The sequence below is a fragment of the Saccharicrinis fermentans DSM 9555 = JCM 21142 genome (assembly GCF_000517085.1).
GTDB classification, from domain to species: Bacteria; Bacteroidota; Bacteroidia; order Bacteroidales; family Marinilabiliaceae; genus Saccharicrinis; species Saccharicrinis fermentans.
The window spans coordinates 3674776-3691247 of record NZ_KI912107.1 but is presented as its reverse complement, the minus strand read 5'-3'; the positions used below and the strand labels follow the sequence as shown (position 1 = coordinate 3691247).

The 16472-nt window shown below is 38.8% G+C and carries 29 protein-coding genes; all 29 read left to right on the top strand.

Annotated elements, in window-relative coordinates:
* Positions 1-7: 7 nt before the first annotated feature.
* The 29 genes from rplW to CYTFE_RS0114905 all read left to right on the top strand — a co-directional run bounded on the left by rplW (position 8) and on the right by CYTFE_RS0114905 (position 16432).
* Positions 8-298 (top strand): 50S ribosomal protein L23, encoded by a 291-nt coding sequence (gene rplW / locus CYTFE_RS0115045; protein ID WP_027472454.1) that lies wholly within the window; start codon positions 8-10, stop codon positions 296-298.
* Between the two features lie 5 nt (positions 299-303).
* Positions 304-1128: a 50S ribosomal protein L2 gene (gene rplB, locus CYTFE_RS0115040; protein WP_027472453.1), complete on the top strand. Its 825-nt coding sequence runs from the start codon at positions 304-306 to the stop codon at positions 1126-1128.
* A gap of 19 nt (positions 1129-1147) precedes the next feature.
* The gene (gene rpsS, locus CYTFE_RS0115035; RefSeq protein WP_027472452.1) at positions 1148-1417 is read left to right on the top strand and encodes a 30S ribosomal protein S19; all 270 of its coding nucleotides are present in this window, start codon (positions 1148-1150) and stop codon (positions 1415-1417) included.
* Between the two features lie 35 nt (positions 1418-1452).
* Positions 1453-1875 carry a 50S ribosomal protein L22 gene (gene rplV / locus CYTFE_RS0115030; RefSeq protein ID WP_027472451.1) on the top strand — a complete coding sequence of 141 codons (423 nt, stop codon included), beginning with the start codon at positions 1453-1455 and terminating at the stop codon, positions 1873-1875.
* The gene (rpsC, locus tag CYTFE_RS0115025) at positions 1876-2580 is read left to right on the top strand and encodes a 30S ribosomal protein S3 (protein ID WP_027472450.1); all 705 of its coding nucleotides are present in this window, start codon (positions 1876-1878) and stop codon (positions 2578-2580) included.
* 29 nt (positions 2581-2609) lie between these two features.
* Entirely contained in the window at positions 2610-3038 is a 429-nt protein-coding gene (gene rplP, locus CYTFE_RS0115020) for a 50S ribosomal protein L16 (protein WP_027472449.1), read from the top strand.
* Between the two features lie 8 nt (positions 3039-3046).
* The gene (gene rpmC / locus CYTFE_RS0115015; protein WP_027472448.1) at positions 3047-3244 is read left to right on the top strand and encodes a 50S ribosomal protein L29; all 198 of its coding nucleotides are present in this window, start codon (positions 3047-3049) and stop codon (positions 3242-3244) included.
* A gap of 7 nt (positions 3245-3251) precedes the next feature.
* On the top strand, positions 3252-3509 hold the full coding sequence (gene rpsQ / locus CYTFE_RS0115010) for a 30S ribosomal protein S17 (RefSeq protein ID WP_027472447.1): 258 nt from the start codon (positions 3252-3254) through the stop codon (positions 3507-3509).
* A gap of 2 nt (positions 3510-3511) precedes the next feature.
* Positions 3512-3877, top strand: coding sequence for a 50S ribosomal protein L14 (rplN, locus tag CYTFE_RS0115005; RefSeq protein WP_027472446.1), 366 nt, complete (start codon positions 3512-3514; stop codon positions 3875-3877).
* Between the two features lie 20 nt (positions 3878-3897).
* Positions 3898-4218 carry a 50S ribosomal protein L24 gene (gene rplX / locus CYTFE_RS0115000; RefSeq protein ID WP_027472445.1) on the top strand — a complete coding sequence of 107 codons (321 nt, stop codon included), beginning with the start codon at positions 3898-3900 and terminating at the stop codon, positions 4216-4218.
* Complete coding sequence (rplE, locus tag CYTFE_RS0114995; protein ID WP_027472444.1) at positions 4218-4769, top strand: 50S ribosomal protein L5; 552 nt, start codon at positions 4218-4220, stop codon at positions 4767-4769. The genes rplX and rplE overlap by 1 nt, the downstream gene beginning before the upstream one ends.
* A 6-nt stretch (positions 4770-4775) precedes the next feature.
* A complete protein-coding gene (gene rpsN / locus CYTFE_RS0114990; protein WP_027472443.1) occupies positions 4776-5045 on the top strand; it encodes a 30S ribosomal protein S14 in 270 nt (89 codons plus the stop codon).
* A 61-nt stretch (positions 5046-5106) separates the two neighbouring features.
* Entirely contained in the window at positions 5107-5502 is a 396-nt protein-coding gene (gene rpsH, locus CYTFE_RS0114985; protein ID WP_027472442.1) for a 30S ribosomal protein S8, read from the top strand.
* A gap of 16 nt (positions 5503-5518) precedes the next feature.
* Complete coding sequence (gene rplF / locus CYTFE_RS0114980; RefSeq protein WP_027472441.1) at positions 5519-6070, top strand: 50S ribosomal protein L6; 552 nt, start codon at positions 5519-5521, stop codon at positions 6068-6070.
* 20 nt (positions 6071-6090) lie between these two features.
* Positions 6091-6447, top strand: a complete 357-nt coding sequence (gene rplR / locus CYTFE_RS0114975; protein ID WP_027472440.1) for a 50S ribosomal protein L18 — start codon at positions 6091-6093, stop codon at positions 6445-6447.
* 5 nt (positions 6448-6452) lie between these two features.
* Positions 6453-6971 (top strand): 30S ribosomal protein S5, encoded by a 519-nt coding sequence (rpsE, locus tag CYTFE_RS0114970; RefSeq protein WP_027472439.1) that lies wholly within the window; start codon positions 6453-6455, stop codon positions 6969-6971.
* A gap of 11 nt (positions 6972-6982) precedes the next feature.
* Positions 6983-7159, top strand: coding sequence for a 50S ribosomal protein L30 (gene rpmD, locus CYTFE_RS0114965; RefSeq protein WP_027472438.1), 177 nt, complete (start codon positions 6983-6985; stop codon positions 7157-7159).
* A 28-nt stretch (positions 7160-7187) separates the two neighbouring features.
* Complete coding sequence (gene rplO, locus CYTFE_RS0114960; RefSeq protein WP_027472437.1) at positions 7188-7634, top strand: 50S ribosomal protein L15; 447 nt, start codon at positions 7188-7190, stop codon at positions 7632-7634.
* A 6-nt stretch (positions 7635-7640) separates the two neighbouring features.
* Positions 7641-8966 (top strand): preprotein translocase subunit SecY, encoded by a 1326-nt coding sequence (gene secY / locus CYTFE_RS0114955; protein WP_027472436.1) that lies wholly within the window; start codon positions 7641-7643, stop codon positions 8964-8966.
* A 22-nt stretch (positions 8967-8988) separates the two neighbouring features.
* Entirely contained in the window at positions 8989-9774 is a 786-nt protein-coding gene (gene map / locus CYTFE_RS0114950; RefSeq protein WP_027472435.1) for a type I methionyl aminopeptidase, read from the top strand.
* Positions 9775-9791: 17 nt separating this feature from the next.
* Positions 9792-10013 (top strand): translation initiation factor IF-1, encoded by a 222-nt coding sequence (infA, locus tag CYTFE_RS0114945; protein ID WP_027472434.1) that lies wholly within the window; start codon positions 9792-9794, stop codon positions 10011-10013.
* 12 nt (positions 10014-10025) lie between these two features.
* Complete coding sequence (gene ykgO, locus CYTFE_RS29560; RefSeq protein WP_071792536.1) at positions 10026-10142, top strand: type B 50S ribosomal protein L36; 117 nt, start codon at positions 10026-10028, stop codon at positions 10140-10142.
* 11 nt (positions 10143-10153) lie between these two features.
* On the top strand, positions 10154-10531 hold the full coding sequence (gene rpsM / locus CYTFE_RS0114940) for a 30S ribosomal protein S13 (protein WP_027472433.1): 378 nt from the start codon (positions 10154-10156) through the stop codon (positions 10529-10531).
* A gap of 10 nt (positions 10532-10541) precedes the next feature.
* Positions 10542-10931, top strand: a complete 390-nt coding sequence (rpsK, locus tag CYTFE_RS0114935; protein WP_027472432.1) for a 30S ribosomal protein S11 — start codon at positions 10542-10544, stop codon at positions 10929-10931.
* A 140-nt stretch (positions 10932-11071) separates the two neighbouring features.
* The gene (gene rpsD / locus CYTFE_RS0114930) at positions 11072-11677 is read left to right on the top strand and encodes a 30S ribosomal protein S4 (RefSeq protein WP_027472431.1); all 606 of its coding nucleotides are present in this window, start codon (positions 11072-11074) and stop codon (positions 11675-11677) included.
* A 9-nt stretch (positions 11678-11686) separates the two neighbouring features.
* Positions 11687-12679 carry a DNA-directed RNA polymerase subunit alpha gene (locus tag CYTFE_RS0114925; protein ID WP_027472430.1) on the top strand — a complete coding sequence of 331 codons (993 nt, stop codon included), beginning with the start codon at positions 11687-11689 and terminating at the stop codon, positions 12677-12679.
* A 32-nt stretch (positions 12680-12711) separates the two neighbouring features.
* Entirely contained in the window at positions 12712-13230 is a 519-nt protein-coding gene (rplQ, locus tag CYTFE_RS31990) for a 50S ribosomal protein L17 (RefSeq protein WP_407689929.1), read from the top strand.
* 110 nt (positions 13231-13340) lie between these two features.
* Positions 13341-14642, top strand: coding sequence for a phosphopyruvate hydratase (eno, locus tag CYTFE_RS0114915; protein WP_027472428.1), 1302 nt, complete (start codon positions 13341-13343; stop codon positions 14640-14642).
* A gap of 485 nt (positions 14643-15127) precedes the next feature.
* On the top strand, positions 15128-16432 hold the full coding sequence (locus tag CYTFE_RS0114905) for a citrate (Si)-synthase (RefSeq protein ID WP_027472427.1): 1305 nt from the start codon (positions 15128-15130) through the stop codon (positions 16430-16432).
* Positions 16433-16472: the final 40 nt, after the last annotated feature.

The following is a 16472-nucleotide window of genomic DNA, read 5'->3' as shown; positions in this document are numbered from 1 at the left end:
TTTTAAAATGCAAATATTAATTAAGCCAATAGTTACTGAAAAACTCAACGACATAAGCGAAAAGCTAAACCGTTTTGGTTTCGTTGTTAAGAAAGACGCTAACAAACTACAAATTAAAAAGGCGGTTGAGGAAATGTACAATGTAACTGTTGAAGGAGTAAACACCATGAATTATGCCGGTAAAGTAAAAAGCCGTTATACAAAAAGTGGTGTGCAGGTAGGTAAAACTGCTGCTTACAAAAAGGCAATTGTTACTTTGGCAGAAGGAGATAAGATTGATTTTTATAGCAATATTTAAGTAAAATGGCAGTAAGAAAGCTAAAGCCCACAACACCGGGGCAGAGACACAAAGTTATTGGTGCATTTGATACGATTACCTCAAGTACACCAGAGAAGTCCTTACTGAAACCCATCAAAAAATCCGGCGGTAGAAATAACACCGGTAAAATGACCATGCGTTATAAAGGTGGGGGTCATAAGAGACGTTACAGGGTAATCGATTTCAAGAGAAATAAAGACGGTGTTGCTGCTACAGTTGAGTCTGTTCAATACGACCCAAACCGTAGTGCACGTATCGCATTATTGGCTTATGCCGATGGCGAAAAACGTTACATTCTCGCTCCTAATGGATTAGAAGTCGGTCAAACAGTAAAATCAGGTGAAGGAGTTAGTCCTGACCTGGGTAATACGTTAACCCTTAAAGAGATCCCTCTGGGAACGATCATCCACAATATTGAGTTACGCCCCGGACAAGGTGGCATTATGGCACGTAGTGCTGGTACATTTGCTCAATTGGCTGCTCGTGACGGAAAATTTGCCGTGATTAAATTACCTTCTGGTGAAACTAGAATGATCCTGACTACTTGTCGTGCTACTATTGGTGCGGTTGGTAATTCAGACCATGCGCTTGAAAGATCTGGTAAAGCCGGTCGTTCACGTTGGTTAGGTCGTCGTCCTCGCGTTCGTGGTGTGGCCATGAACCCTGTAGATCACCCAATGGGTGGTGGTGAAGGACGTCAGTCTGGAGGTCATCCAAGATCACGTACAGGTGTATTAGCAAAAGGCTTTAAAACTCGTGATAAGAAAAAAGCAACTAGCAAATACATTATTGAAAGACGTAAAAAATAACGTGTAAGCAGAAGAAATTATGAGCAGATCATTAAAAAAAGGCCCATTTATCGATTATAAGCTTGAAGCTAAAGTTTTTAAGATGAACGATTCAGGTAAAAAAACGGTAATTAAGACCTGGGCAAGAGCGTCGATGATATCTCCTGATTTTGTGGGACATACTATCGCAGTGCACAACGGAAATAAATTTATTCCTGTTTACGTGACCGAAAATATGGTAGGTCACAAGTTAGGCGAGTTTTCACCAACACGTACCTACAGAGGTCATGGAGGTAACAAGAAAAGGTAACCTAACGGTAAAGTAACTTAATAAAGAGAATTAAAATGGGTGCTAGAAAAAGACTCAGAGCAGAACAAAATAAGGAAGCAAAAAAGCAAGTGAGCTTTGCTTCGCTTCGCAATGTGCCTACTTCTCCACGTAAAATGCGCCTGGTTGCAGATATGATTAGAGGTAAAGAGGTAAATTTAGCTCTTGACCTGTTGAAGTATTCGTCTAAAGAAGCTTCACGCAGAGTTGAGAAATTACTTCTTTCCGCTATTGCAAACTGGAAAGAGAAGAACGAAGGGGTACGCATGGAAGATGCAAATCTTGTGGTAAAATCAATTAATGTTGATTCAGCAAGGATTTTGAAAAGATTGAGACCGGCTCCGCAAGGACGTGCTCACCGCATCAGAAAAAGATCGAACCATGTAACCATTTATATTGATAGCAACGTGAATAACAAAGAAGAAATAAAAGTTAGCTAGATGGGACAAAAAGTAAATCCAATAAGTAACAGGTTAGGTATCATCAGAGGATGGGACTCTAACTGGTTTGGCGGAAAGAATTACGGCGACAAGTTATTAGAAGATACTAAAATCCGTAAATATCTGAACGTACGTCTAGCTAAAGCTAGTATTTCGAGAATTGTTATTGAACGAACACTAAAGCTGATAACGATTACTGTTCACACGGCTCGTCCGGGTATCATTATCGGTAAAGGTGGCCAAGAGGTTGATAAACTGAAAGAAGAGTTGAAAAAAATCACCGATAAGGAGGTTCAAATCAACATTTTTGAGGTGAAAAGACCCGAATTAGATGCTATTATTGTAGCTAATAATATTGCGCGTCAACTAGAAGGGCGTATTGCTTTTCGTCGTGCAGTAAAAATGGCTATCGCTTCAACCATGAGAATGGGAGCGGAAGGTATCAAAATTCAAGTTTCAGGTCGTTTGAATGGAGCAGAAATGGCCAGGTCGGAAATGTATAAAGAAGGAAGAACTCCTTTGCATACCTTCCGCGCAAATATCGATTACGCTCAGGCGGAAGCTCTTACCAAAACCGGATTACTAGGTATCAAAGTGTGGATTTGTAAAGGAGAGATTTACGGGAAACCGGATCTTTCACCAAATTTTGCAGCGAAAGATAATGGTGGCCGTAAAGGTGGGAATTTCAAGAAGAGAAGAAAGTAATCATCAGCTAATGTAAATGAGTTAGAAAGATGTTACAACCAAAGAAAGTAAAATACAGAAGAAGGCAAAAAGGTAGAATGAAAGGCGAAGCACAAAGAGGAGCTGAGCTAGCATTCGGATCTTTTGGAATTAAATCCTTACAAAGTAAATGGCTTACCGGACGCCAAATAGAAGCGGCACGTATCGCGGTAACCCGTTACATGCAACGTCAAGGACAAATCTGGATTAGGGTATTTCCTGATAAACCAATTACCAAAAAACCTGCAGAGGTTCGTATGGGTAAAGGTAAAGGTAGCCCAGAAGGATTTGTAGCTCCTGTTACTCCGGGAAGAATCATTATTGAATGTGAAGGAGTATCATACGAAACAGCAAAAGAAGCATTGCGTTTAGCAGCGCAGAAATTGCCTGTTACTACTAAATTCGTTGTAAGACGAGACTATGTTGAATCTAAAGCATAAGAAGTAAGATGAAAGTATCAGAAATTAATGAAATGGCGATCAGCGAGATCATCGAAAGGATTGATACCGAGCGTGCAGAGCTTATTCGTTTAGAACTCAATCATAGCATATCTCCATTGGAAAATCCATTGCAGATTAGAGACTTACGTAGAAATATTGCGCGATTGCAAACTATTTTGCGTCAAAAGCAATTAACCGAAAAATAGTTTAGTGATGGAAAAAAGAAACTTAAGAAAAGAACGTGTCGGTATCGTTGCTAGCAGCAAAATGGATAAGTCTATCGTAGTTGCTGTTGAGATTCGTGAGAAACACCCTATTTACGGTAAGTTCGTGAAAAAGACAAAGAGATTTCACGCTCATGATGAAAAAAATGACTGCAATGCTGGTGATACAGTAAAAATTATGGAAACTCGCCCTTTGAGTAAAACCAAACGTTGGCGATTAGTAGAAATTATCGATAGAGCTAAGTAATCATGATACAACAAGAATCCAGATTGGCTGTTGCCGATAATAGTGGCGCCAAAGAAGTACTCTGCATCAGAGTACTTGGCGGTACTAAGAAGAGATACGCGACCATTGGAGACCGTATCGTAGTAACTGTTAAAAGTTCACTGCCCTCAACAGAAATGAAAAAGGGTACAGTTACCAAGGCAGTAGTTGTTCGTACAAAAAAAGAGATCAGACGAGCCGACGGATCATATATCCGTTTCGACGAAAATGCATGTGTGTTGTTGAACCAAGCAGGTGAAATGCGCGGTACTCGTATCTTTGGCCCTGTGGCTAGAGAATTACGCGATGGCTACATGAAAATCGTTTCATTGGCTCCTGAGGTGCTATAAATTTTTAATAAAAGATAGCAATGGGAAAGTTACATATTAAAAAAGGCGATACAGTAATTGTGAACGCCGGTGAATATAAAGGACAAGAAGGTAAGGTACTTGAAGTCCTATTGAGTAAGAATAGAGCTATCGTGGAAGGAATCAATATGGTATCGAAACATGCCAAGCCGAACGCTGATAACCCGCAAGGGGGTATCGTCAAGCAAGAAGCGCCTATCCACATCTCTAACTTAAACCTTAAAGACCCTTCAAAAGGTGAGGCTACCCGTATTGGTCGTCGTAAAAACGATGAAGGTAAATTGGTAAGGTTTGCTAAAAAATCAGGGGAGGAGATCAAGTAATGAGCTATACACCTAGTTTAAAAACAATGTATAAGGAACAAGTGATTCCTGCATTGATGAAGGAATTTGAATACAAGTCTGTAATGCAAGTTCCAAAATTAGAGAAAATTGTGATCAACCAAGGTATCGGTCAAGCTGTGGCTGATAAAAAAATGGTCGATATCGCAATTAAGGAGCTAAGTGCCATCACAGGTCAAAAAGCTGTTCCTTGTCTTTCTAAGAAGGACGTTTCTAACTTTAAGTTGCGTAAAAAAATGCCGATTGGTGTTCGCGTAACGCTTAGAAAAAACAATATGTACGAGTTCTTGGAAAGACTTATTCGTATTTCTTTACCAAGTATCCGTGACTTTAAAGGAGTGAACAGTAAGCTTGACGGACGTGGAAACTATACCTTAGGTATTGAGGAGCAAATTATTTTTCCTGAAATAAATATTGACGAAGTTAGTAAGATTTTGGGTATGAATATTACCTTTGTGACTTCTGGAAATACCGATGAGGAAGCTTTTGCTTTATTGAAAGCTTTTGGTTTACCATTTAAAAACAAAAAATAGTTAGATATGGCCAAGGAATCAATGAAGGCTCGTGAAGTAAAAAGAGCCAAGCTTGTTGCCAAATACGCTGAAAAAAGAGCGGCATTGAAAGAAGCAGGTGATTACGAAGGATTACAAAGATTACCAAAAAATGCTTCTCCTGTGCGTTTGCATAATCGTTGCAAATTAACAGGACGTCCTAAAGGATATATGAGACAATTCGGTCTATCCAGGATTCAATTTCGCGAAATGGCGGCTGCAGGTCTTATACCTGGAGTAAAAAAAGCCAGTTGGTAGATAAATTAGGTTTCAAGTATAAATATTGTCCCGTCATCGGGATTAATTTAAACTTTTTAAAATGACAGATCCAATAGCAGATTTTCTGACTCGTATCAGAAATGCCATTATGGCAAAACACAAAGTTGTTGAAATTCCTGCATCAAATTTAAAAAAGGAAATGACCAAAGTTCTTTATGACAAAGGTTATATCCTTAACTTCAAATTTATTGAAGATAATAAGCAAGGAATTATCAAAATTGCACTTAAGTACGATACTCAATCGAAACTATCTGCAATCAAAACGCTTAAACGCGTAAGTACACCTGGTTTGCGTAAGTACGTTGGCTACAAAACAATGCCACGGGTGTTAAATGGTTTAGGTATCGCCATCCTTTCTACTTCTAAAGGTGTTATGACCGATAAAGAAGCTAGAATGGCTCAAATAGGTGGTGAGGTTTTATGTTACGTATATTAATAAAGGAGGAAACAGTATGTCAAGGATAGGAAAACAACCCATCTCAGTACCGGCCGGCGTTACCGTAACAGTTAAAGAAAACCAGGTAACCGTTAAAGGGCCCAAAGGAGAACTTTCGCAAGAAATTAATCCAGAAATGACAGTAGAGGTGAACGATGGACAAGTTGAGGTGAAAAGACCTTCAGAATCTAAAAGTCACCGTTCTCAGCACGGTTTATATCGTTCGCTTATCAACAATATGGTTGAAGGAGTATCAAAAGGTTTTGTGAAAAAAATGGAATTGGTTGGTGTAGGTTATAGAGCTACCAACCAAGGTCAACTTTTAGAACTGGCTTTAGGATTCTCTCACCCAATTCATATGCAGTTGCCAGCCGAAATTAAAGTGGAGGCTGTAACCGACAGAAAGAGTAATCCGATTATTACCTTGGAATCTGCAGATAAGCAATTGCTTGGTCAGGTTTGCGCTAAAATCCGTTCGCTTCGTAAACCCGAGCCTTATAAAGGTAAAGGTGTTAAGTTTGTGGGTGAGCAAATCAGACGTAAAGCTGGTAAATCTGCTAAAGTTTAATCTGATTAAAATTTAAAATTATGGCTTTTTCTAAAATAGAGAGAAGACTTAAAATAAAGAAAAGTATCCGAGGTAAGATTTCGGGTACTTCAGAGAAGCCCCGTATGTCGGTTTTCAGAAGTAACAAGCAAATTTCTGTTCAACTAGTAGATGATGTAAACGGAAAAACAATTTTGTCAGCCTCTTCGTTAGAGAAAGAGATCGCTGCACAAAAAGTTACTAAAACCGAGCAGGCTGCTAAAGTAGGTGCATTAATCGCCGAAAAAGCAAAAGGTGCCGGAATAGATACCGTGGTATTCGACCGTAATGGATTTTTGTACCATGGTAGAGTTAAACAATTAGCCGATTCTGCACGTGAAGCAGGTCTTAAATTTTAATAACTATGGCAGGAGATAATCAAAAAGTAAGAAGTAATAACGACCTTGAGTTAAAGGATAGGTTAGTTGCCATTAACCGTGTAACCAAGGTTACCAAGGGTGGTAGAACTTTTAGTTTTTCTGCTATAGTTGTAGTTGGTAACGAAAATGGCATCGTAGGCTGGGGCTTAGGTAAAGCTAACGAAGTAACAACTGCAATAGCAAAAGGTGTGGAAGCCGCTAAAAAGAATCTAGTGAAAGTTCCTGTTTTTAAAGGAACAATACCTCACGAACAGTATAGTAAGTTTGGTGGAGCTAGCGTTTTTATGAAGCCTGCTTCTCACGGTACCGGGGTTAAAGCCGGTGGTGCGATGCGTGCTGTACTTGAAAGTGTTGGCGTAACGGACGTTTTGGCTAAGTCAAAAGGTTCATCAAACCCACATAACCTTGTAAAAGCTACTATTAATGCACTTAAGGAATTAAGAGACGCTCAAACGGTAGCTCAGCATAGAGGTGTTACGTTAGACAAAGTATTTAACGGATAAGGATAGCAAAAATGGCTAAAATAAAAGTAACTCAAGTTAAGAGTAAAATCGGTTCTACCGAACGTCAAAAAAGAACTTTGACGGCTCTTGGACTAACAAAAATTAATGCAACCAAAGAATTTGAGGCAACACCTCAAATTCTTGGTATGGTTGAAAAGGTGAGACACCTGGTTAGTATAGAAAAATAATTGATAACGAATTAAGTTAAATTTAGATATGGACTTAAGTAATTTAAAACCTGCAGAAGGTTCTACCAAAACAAGAAAAAGAATTGGTAGAGGACAAGGTTCTGGCCATGGTGGTACATCCACTCGTGGACATAAGGGTGCCAAGTCCAGATCTGGTTATTCAAGAAAAATTGGTTTCGAGGGTGGTCAAATGCCTTTACAGAGACGTGTTCCTAAATTCGGGTTTAAAAACATCAACAGGGTGGACTACAAGGCAATAAATATTGACTTGTTACAACAACTTGCCGAAAAGAACAATTTGTCTGTAATTGACGTGGACGTTCTTCGCGAAGCCGGATTTATCAGCAAGAATGACCGGGTGAAGATTCTTGGTAACGGAAATATTACTGCCAAAATTGAAGTGAAAGCTCATGCCTTTTCTAAATCAGCGGTGAGCGCAATCGAAGCGGCTCAAGGAACCGTTGTTAAACTGTAAATCACAATGAAACTGATCGAAACAATTCGCAACATTTGGAAAATTGAGGATCTTAAATCTCGTATTCTTACAACAATAGGACTGGTATTGGTTTACCGTTTAGGTTCTTTTATTGTATTGCCGGGTATTGATCCAACTCAATTAAGTGCATTAAAAGACCAAACTGCTGAAGGCGTTATGGGACTGTTAGATATGTTCTCAGGAGGTGCATTCTCTAATGCATCTATATTTGGCTTAGGTATTATGCCTTACATATCTGCATCTATTGTTATTCAACTTCTAGGAATCGCTGTTCCTTATTTTCAAAGGCTACAGCGTGAGGGCGAAAGCGGTAGACGTAAGATTAACCAGATTACACGTTATCTTACAGTTATCATACTATTGTTTCAATCACCAGCTTATTTGGCTAACCTTCCTGATGTAGCCGTTTCTTCTAATGGATTGATGTTTAGAATTACATCAATTGTCATACTTACAGCAGGTACTATGTTTGTAATGTGGTTAGGAGAGCGTATTACAGAAAAAGGAATTGGTAATGGTATATCACTGATTATTATGATCGGTATTATTGCCAGACTGCCATTTGCTGCTGTAGCAGAATTCGTATCTCGTCTTGAAGAAGGAGGCGGTTTGGTGATGTTGTTGATTGAGATTGTAGTTCTTTTCTTTGTGTTTGCAGGAACAATTTTGTTGGTACAGGGAACACGTCGTATTCCCGTGCAGTACGCTAAGCGTATTGTCGGAAATAAGCAATACGGCGGAGTTCGTCAATACATACCTTTGAAAGTGAATGCTGCTGGTGTAATGCCTATCATTTTTGCTCAGGCAATTATGTTTGTGCCTATTACATTGGCCGGATATGTAGGAGATGGTGGTAATAGTTGGTTTACATCGATGTTTGCCGATTTTACCGGAATTGGGTATAATGTTACATTTGCCTTTTTAATCATTGCCTTTACATACTTTTATACAGCTATTACAATCAATCCAACGCAGATGGCAGAGGACATGAAAAGAAATGGCGGTTTTATTCCCGGTGTGAAACCAGGAAAAAAAACCGTTGATTTTCTGGATTCAGTTATGTCTAAAATCACGCTGCCAGGATCGGTGTTCTTAGCTTTGGTGGCAATATTACCTGCTTTTGCAATGATTGCAGGTGTGGATAGGATGTTTGCTCAGTTTTATGGAGGTACTTCTCTGTTGATTCTTGTGGGTGTTGTGCTGGATACATTACAACAAATAGAGAGTCACTTGTTGATGCGTCACTACGACGGATTGATGAAATCAGGAAGAATTAAAGGTAGAACTGGTGGTGGACCTGCTGTTTACTAATTAATGAGAGGTCGTTCTTAAAATGATATATCTTAAAACAGACGAGGAAATTGAGTTACTTCGACAAAGTAACATGTTAGTAGCTAAAACACTTGGTGAGGTAGCTAAAATTATCAAACCCGGTGTTACTACCCTGGAACTGGATAGAGTGGCCGAGGAATTTATTAGGGATAATGGTGGTATCCCTGGTTTTTTAGATTACCAGGGATTTCCCAATACCCTTTGTACTTCGGTGAATGAACAAGTAGTACATGGAATACCTAATAATAAGCCATTGGAAAATGGTGATATTGTTTCGGTGGATTGTGGCGTATTGAAAAACGAATTTTATGGTGATTCGGCCTATACTTTCGAGGTGGGCGAAGTAAGTCAAGAAAAAAGAGATTTGTTGTTGACTACCAAAGAAGCACTTTATAAAGGAATTGAAAATGCAGTGGCCGGTAAGCGCTTGGGCGATATTGGAAATGCAGTGCAGCGACATAGTGAAGCCAGAGGTTATTCGGTGGTGCGCGAAATGGTAGGACATGGGGTTGGAAGAAACCTTCATGAAGCACCTGAAGTACCTAATTATGGTAGAAGAGGTAATGGTACCTTATTGAAGCCAGGAATGGTCATAGCCATTGAGCCAATGATTAATTTAGGTAAGCGTAATATTGTTCAGGAAAACGACGGTTGGACCATCAGGACGATCGATAAAAAGATATCAGCTCACTTCGAACACACTGTTGCAGTGGGAAAAAGTGAGGCAGATATACTTTCTAGTTTTAAATTTGTCGAAGAAATATTAACTTTGCAGTCTGAAAATTAAAAAAAAGGTAATATATTATGGCTAAACAAGCCTCAATAGAACAAGACGGAACGATAATAGAAGCCCTTTCAAATGCCATGTTTAGAGTGGAGTTAGAAAATGGGCATATCATTACAGCGCATATCTCAGGTAAGATGAGAATGCACTATATTAAGATTTTGCCCGGAGATAAAGTAAAGGTGGAGATGTCTCCATATGATCTAACAAAGGGTAGAATTTCATATAGATATAAAAATTAATTCTATAATAAAATGAAGGTTAGAGCATCTGTTAAGAAGAGAAGCGCCGATTGCAAAATCGTAAAACGCAAAGGACGCTTATACGTGATTAACAAGAAGAATCCAAAGTTTAAACAACGTCAAGGATAATTATTAATATTATGGCTAGAATTGCTGGAGTTGATATACCAACCAATAAACGCGGTGTGGTATCATTGACATATATTTACGGAATTGGGCAGAGCGCTGCTCAAAAGATCCTTGGCGCTGCTGGGGTGGACGTTAACTTAAAAGTTAGCGATTGGACAGACGAACAAATTGCTAAAGTTCGTGAGATTATTTCTGAAGAATACAAGATCGAAGGTGAACTTCGCTCTGAAATTCAGCTTAACATTAAACGTTTGATGGATATCGGTTGTTACCGTGGAATCCGTCACCGTATCGGTTTACCATTACGTGGTCAAAAAACGAAAAACAACGCTCGTACACGTAAAGGGAAAAAGAAAACTGTTGCAAACAAAAAGAAAGCAACTAAATAATAATTGAAATATGGCAAAGAAGACAGCGAGTCAGAAGAAAAGAGTCGTAAAAGTAGAGGCTCAGGGAGAAGCACATATTCACTCATCTTTCAATAATATTATTATTTCTTTGACCAATAAAAATGGTCAAGTAATTTCTTGGTCAAGTGCTGGTAAAATGGGATTTAGAGGTTCTAAAAAGAATACTCCTTATGCTGCGCAAACAGCTGCATCCGATTGTGCTAAAGTTGCATTTGATCTTGGATTAAGAAAGGTGAAGGTATATGTAAAAGGACCGGGTAACGGTCGTGAGTCTGCAATAAGATCTATTCACTCAAATGGTATTGAGGTGACTGAGATTGTTGACATTACTCCAATGCCTCATAATGGATGTCGTCCTCCAAAAAGACGAAGAGTATAATTATTACTAGTTATTAACCATAAATTGAGCTTTTGGATTTTGAATTATGGATGATTATATATAGAACCTCCTCTCTATAATCTCGCGGCCTTCATATTCATAATTTGAAAACAAAAATTTAAAAACAAAAATTTAGAAGAATGGCTAGATACATTGGACCAAAAACAAGAATTGCCCGTAAATTTGGTGAGGCAATTTATGGTTCGGATAAAAGCTTTGAAAGAAAGAACTATCCTCCAGGACAGCACGGTAATAACCGTCGTAAAAAAACATCGGAATACGGTGTTCAGTTAAAAGAAAAACAAAAAGCTAAATATACCTACGGTGTATTAGAAAAGCAATTTAGTAATCTGTTTAAAAAAGCTTCTCGCTCAAAAGGTATTACCGGTGAGGTGTTGCTTGGATTACTAGAAAGCCGTCTAGACAATGTAGTATATCGTTTAGGCATCGCACCTACAAGAGCAGCTGCACGTCAGTTGGTGTCTCATAAGCATATCACTGTAGATGGTGAAATAGTAAATATTCCATCATATACTGTAAAAGCTGATCAATTAATTGGTGTTCGTCAAAAATCTAAGTCATTAGAGGCGATTACAGATTCTTTGGCAGCTTCTTCTGTGCATAACTTCTCATGGTTGGAGTGGGACAATGACTCTGTGACCGGTAAATTTTTGAATGTACCTTCCAGAGAAGATATTCCTGAAAACATTAAAGAACAATTGATCGTTGAATTGTATTCTAAATAATTAATTCTTATGGCAATATTAGCATTCCAAAAACCAGATAAAGTAATTATGCTAGAGTCGGACAAGCAATTTGGACGATTCGAATTCCGCCCGCTAGAGCCGGGATATGGTATTACAGTTGGAAATGCCTTAAGAAGAATTTTGTTATCCTCATTAGAAGGTTTCGCTATTACATCTATAAAAATCGAAGGTGTTGATCATGAGTTTTCAACGATACCTGGCGTAATTAATGATGTAGCCGACATAATTCTTAATCTTAAGCAAATCAGGTTCAAACAGATTGTTGAAGAGGTAGATAGTGAAAAAGTAACTATCAGCGTGTCGGGTAAAGATGAATTAAAAGCCGGCGAGTTGACCAACTTCATGACAGGCTTTGAAGTATTGAATCCTGATAAAACCATCTGCTTGATGAACCCCGATGTAAACCTTAAAATGGAATTGACCATTAATAAGGGTAGAGGGTATGTCCCAGCAGAGGAAAACCGTTCGGTAGATGCTGAGTTTGGCGTTATCGCGATCGACTCTATATATACTCCCATCAGAAATGTGAAATATGCGATTGAAAATTATCGTGTTGAGCAAAAAACTGACTACGAGAAATTAGTTATTGAAATAGAAACAGACGGTTCTATCCATCCTAAAGATGCACTGAAAGAAGCCGCTAAGATTTTGATTTACCACTTCATGTTATTCTCTGATGAAAGAATTACCCTGGATTCAGATGAGAAGTTTGGTAATGAAGAGTTTGATGAAGAGGTTCTTCATATGCGTCAGTTGCTTAAAACTAAATTGGTTGACCTTGACTTGTCGGTGCGTGCACTTAACTGCCTTAAAGCAGCTGATGTGGAAACACTGGGAGAATTGGTACAGTTTAACCGTAACGATTTATTGAAGTTCCGTAACTTCGGTAAAAAATCATTGACAGAGCTTGATGATTTGTTACAGGTGATGAACTTAACCTTTGGTATGGATATTACTAAGTATAAATTAGACAAGGAATAATTGCGATGAGACATAGAAAAAAGTTCAATCACTTGGGTAGAAAGAGCGCTCACCGTAAGGCAATGCTTGCAAATATGGCCAACTCTCTTATTATGCATAAGAGAATTAAGACCACCGTTGCGAAAGCTAAAGCATTGCGTATGTACGTTGAGCCGCTTATTACTAAATCTAAAGATGATTCAACTGCACAAAGAAGAGTTGTTTTTAGTTACTTAAAAAATAAAGAAGCCGTTTCTGAATTGTTTAGAGAGGTAGCGGTTAAAATTGGTGAAAGACCAGGAGGTTATACCCGTATCTTAAAATTGGGAAACCGTATCGGTGATAACGCAGAAATGTGTTATATCGAGCTTGTAGACTACAACGAAGGTATGTTGTCTGCTAGTAAGCCCGCTGCTGAGAAGAAAACACGTCGTACACGTCGTAAAAAATCTTCTGGTGAAACTGCTGCAGTGGAAACTACTGTTGCTGAAAAAGAAGACGCTAAGAGCGCTCCTAAAGCTGAGGATAAATCTACTGAAGCATCTTCAGATGAAAATAATGCGAAGGAATAGTGAATTTGTAGTTAAATACATGTATTCATGATAAAATAAAGGATAATTGCCTCGTGCTATTATCCTTTTTTTATAAAAAAGTAAACTCAATTTTTAAATAAGTCAATATTATGGGACAAATTTCAAATGTTCATGCTCGTGAAATTCTTGATTCACGCGGAAATCCTACTATCGAAGTAGAAGTAACACTAGAAAGTGGTTTTGTTGGTCGTGCTGCTGTTCCTTCGGGAGCGTCTACTGGTGAGCACGAAGCTCTCGAACTTAGAGACGGTGACAAAGGGCGTTACTTGGGAAAAGGTGTTCAAAAAGCGGTTGCCAATGTAAATGATGTGATTGCTCCTGAATTAATCGGTTTTAACGTACTGGATCAAGTTGGTGTTGATAGCAAAATGCTTGAAATGGATGGTACTAAAACTAAAAGTAAGCTAGGTGCTAATGCTATCTTAGGTGTATCTTTAGCTACAGCCAGAGCTGCTGCTGAATACCTTGGTATGCCTCTTTATCGTTATATTGGTGGTACAAATGCTTGTACGCTTCCTGTTCCAATGATGAACATTATTAACGGAGGTTCTCACTCTGATGCTACTATCGCTTTTCAAGAGTTTATGATCCGTCCTATTGGGGCTCCTACTTTTAAAGAAGGATTGCGTATGGGTGCAGAGGTTTTTCATGCACTTGCTAAAGTTCTTAAAGGTAAAGGCCTTTCTACTGCTGTAGGTGATGAAGGTGGTTTCGCTCCTATGTTAGGTGGTACTGAAGAAGCCATCGACTGTATCCTTACTGCTATTAAAAATGCAGGTTATAAACCTGGTCGCGCTGAAGATGGTGGTGATGTGTCTATTGCTATGGATTGTGCCTCTTCTGAATTCTTTAAGGATGGTGTTTATGATTATAGCATCTTTGAACCTAATGGTGTGAAAAGAAATTCTGAAGAGCAAGCTGCTTACTTGGCTGAATTAGTGGAAAAATTCCCTATCGATTCTATTGAAGACGGTATGGATGAAAATGACTGGGACGGATGGGTTGCATTGAATAGTAAAATCGGTGATAAATGCCAGTTAGTGGGTGATGACCTTTTTGTTACCAATGTGGATTATTTGAAAAAAGGTATTGAATTGGGTGCTGCTAACTCAATCCTTATTAAAGTAAACCAAATTGGTACTTTAACGGAGACTTTAAATGCCATCGAAATGGCGCACAGAGCGGGATATACTTCTGTTACTTCTCACCGTTCAGGTGAAACTGAAGATTCAACAATTGCTGATATCGCTGTGGCTACTAACTCTGGTCAAATTAAAACGGGTTCATTGAGCCGTTCTGACCGTATGGCTAAATACAACCAATTGCTTCGTATCGAAGAAGAATTGGGAGCTAGTGCTATTTATGGTTATGCAAAAGCAAAAAAAGCTTAATGGCTTTGCCATTATCAATTGTAAAGGTGCCTGATGGCACCTTTTTTTTTGCCTTTTTTTTACCCAATTATGGAAGCGTAAAATTTAAGTTGGCGAGAAACTATAACCCGGAAAATGCCTTAGAAAATCTATTACGCATTTCAACGCTCATGACGAAGTTCTAATACTTCACCCGGGTGCAATACAAAAGTAAAGGATTTCAGAAGACAATTTAGAGGTGTTGTTGATGTAAAGTTCTTTTCGTTCAGGTCAATAAAAATATTTGCACGACAGCTATAAACAACATTTATACCCAACTTTTGGCACTGACTCGTTTATAATTAGATGGATGTATTTACGAACAAATTGTAAAACTGTCTGTTCATATCGTGGTGGACTAAATTATTTTATATTCGCAATCGCAAAAATTGTTAACAAGTGCCTCATGATCTTCATGCATTTGTTTCATTATTTTGTATATTTATCAAACATCAAATATCATTCATATGGACTATATAAAACAGAAGCTAATAGACGTTGCTATACCTAAGGCCAATAAAGTAAGAGAGCTTGTTAAAGAACATGGAGATAAGGTCATTCAAGAGGTGACTATGGGGCAGGTGCTAACTGGTATGAAAGGCGTTGTTGGCTTAATGACATGTACATCTAAGCTTGATCCAGAGGAGGGGATACGTTTTCGTGGATATTCAATACCAGAACTAAAAGAAAAGTTACCTAAGATGCATGATGATGGGGAACCTTTGCCTGAAGGCGTTTTTTATTTAATGTTAACAGGTGAAATTCCCAGTGATGATGATGTTAAGTATATTAGTGAACAGTGGGCCTTGCGAGCGCAGGGAATTCCAACGCATGTGTATGATGTGATTGAGGCTTTGCCTAAAGATGCACATCCCATGATTCAGTTTAATACCGCTATATTAGCAATGTCTACAGAATCGCAATTCCGTAAGGCTTATCTGGTGGGTATGGACAAGAAGGATTATTGGGATCCTACTTATGAAGGTGTTATGGATTTGATTGCACGTTTACCTATCATTGCTGCTTACATCTATCGAAGAGTTTTTCATCAAGGGCGACATATTCAGGCCGATCCAAGTCTGGACTGGGCTGGGAATTTAGCGCACATGATGGGGCACGATAGTGAAGAGCTGAGGCGCTTGATGCGTTTGTATATGTTAATTCACTCTGATCATGAAGGTGGCAATGTGTCGGCTCATGCCACTCACTTGGTAGGTTCTGCATTGTCAAATCCATATTATAGTTTCGCAGCAGGGATGAATGGTTTGGCAGGTCCCTTGCATGGCATGGCTAATCAGGATGTAATGCACTGGTTAAATAAATTGAAACGTGAAATTGGCAGTGAAGATCCTAGTGAGGAGCAAATCAAGGCCTATGCCGAAGATACCATTCGCAAAGGGAGGGTGATACCTGGTTATGGGCATGCCGTACTTCGAAAAACAGATCCTCGATTTCAGGTACAGCTTGATTTTGCTAATAAATATATTCCGGATGCACCGTATATTAAATTAGTAAATAGAATCTATAATGTGGTTCCAGGAGTACTGACAGCCACCGGAAAAGTTAAAAATCCCTGGCCTAATGTGGATGCCATATCAGGATCCTTGCTCACCAGCTATGGTATTGCTGAATACCCTATTTATACGGTTCTGTTTGGTGTTTCAAGGGCATTGGGCGTATTGACACAGCTTATCTGGGATCGACTTTATGGATTGCCGATAGAAAGACCTAAGTCGCAAAATTTGCAGTGGTTTATTGATCAGGTAGACTAAGCGATTGTTGTAGGTGAGCGAATATATATAACTGATGAAA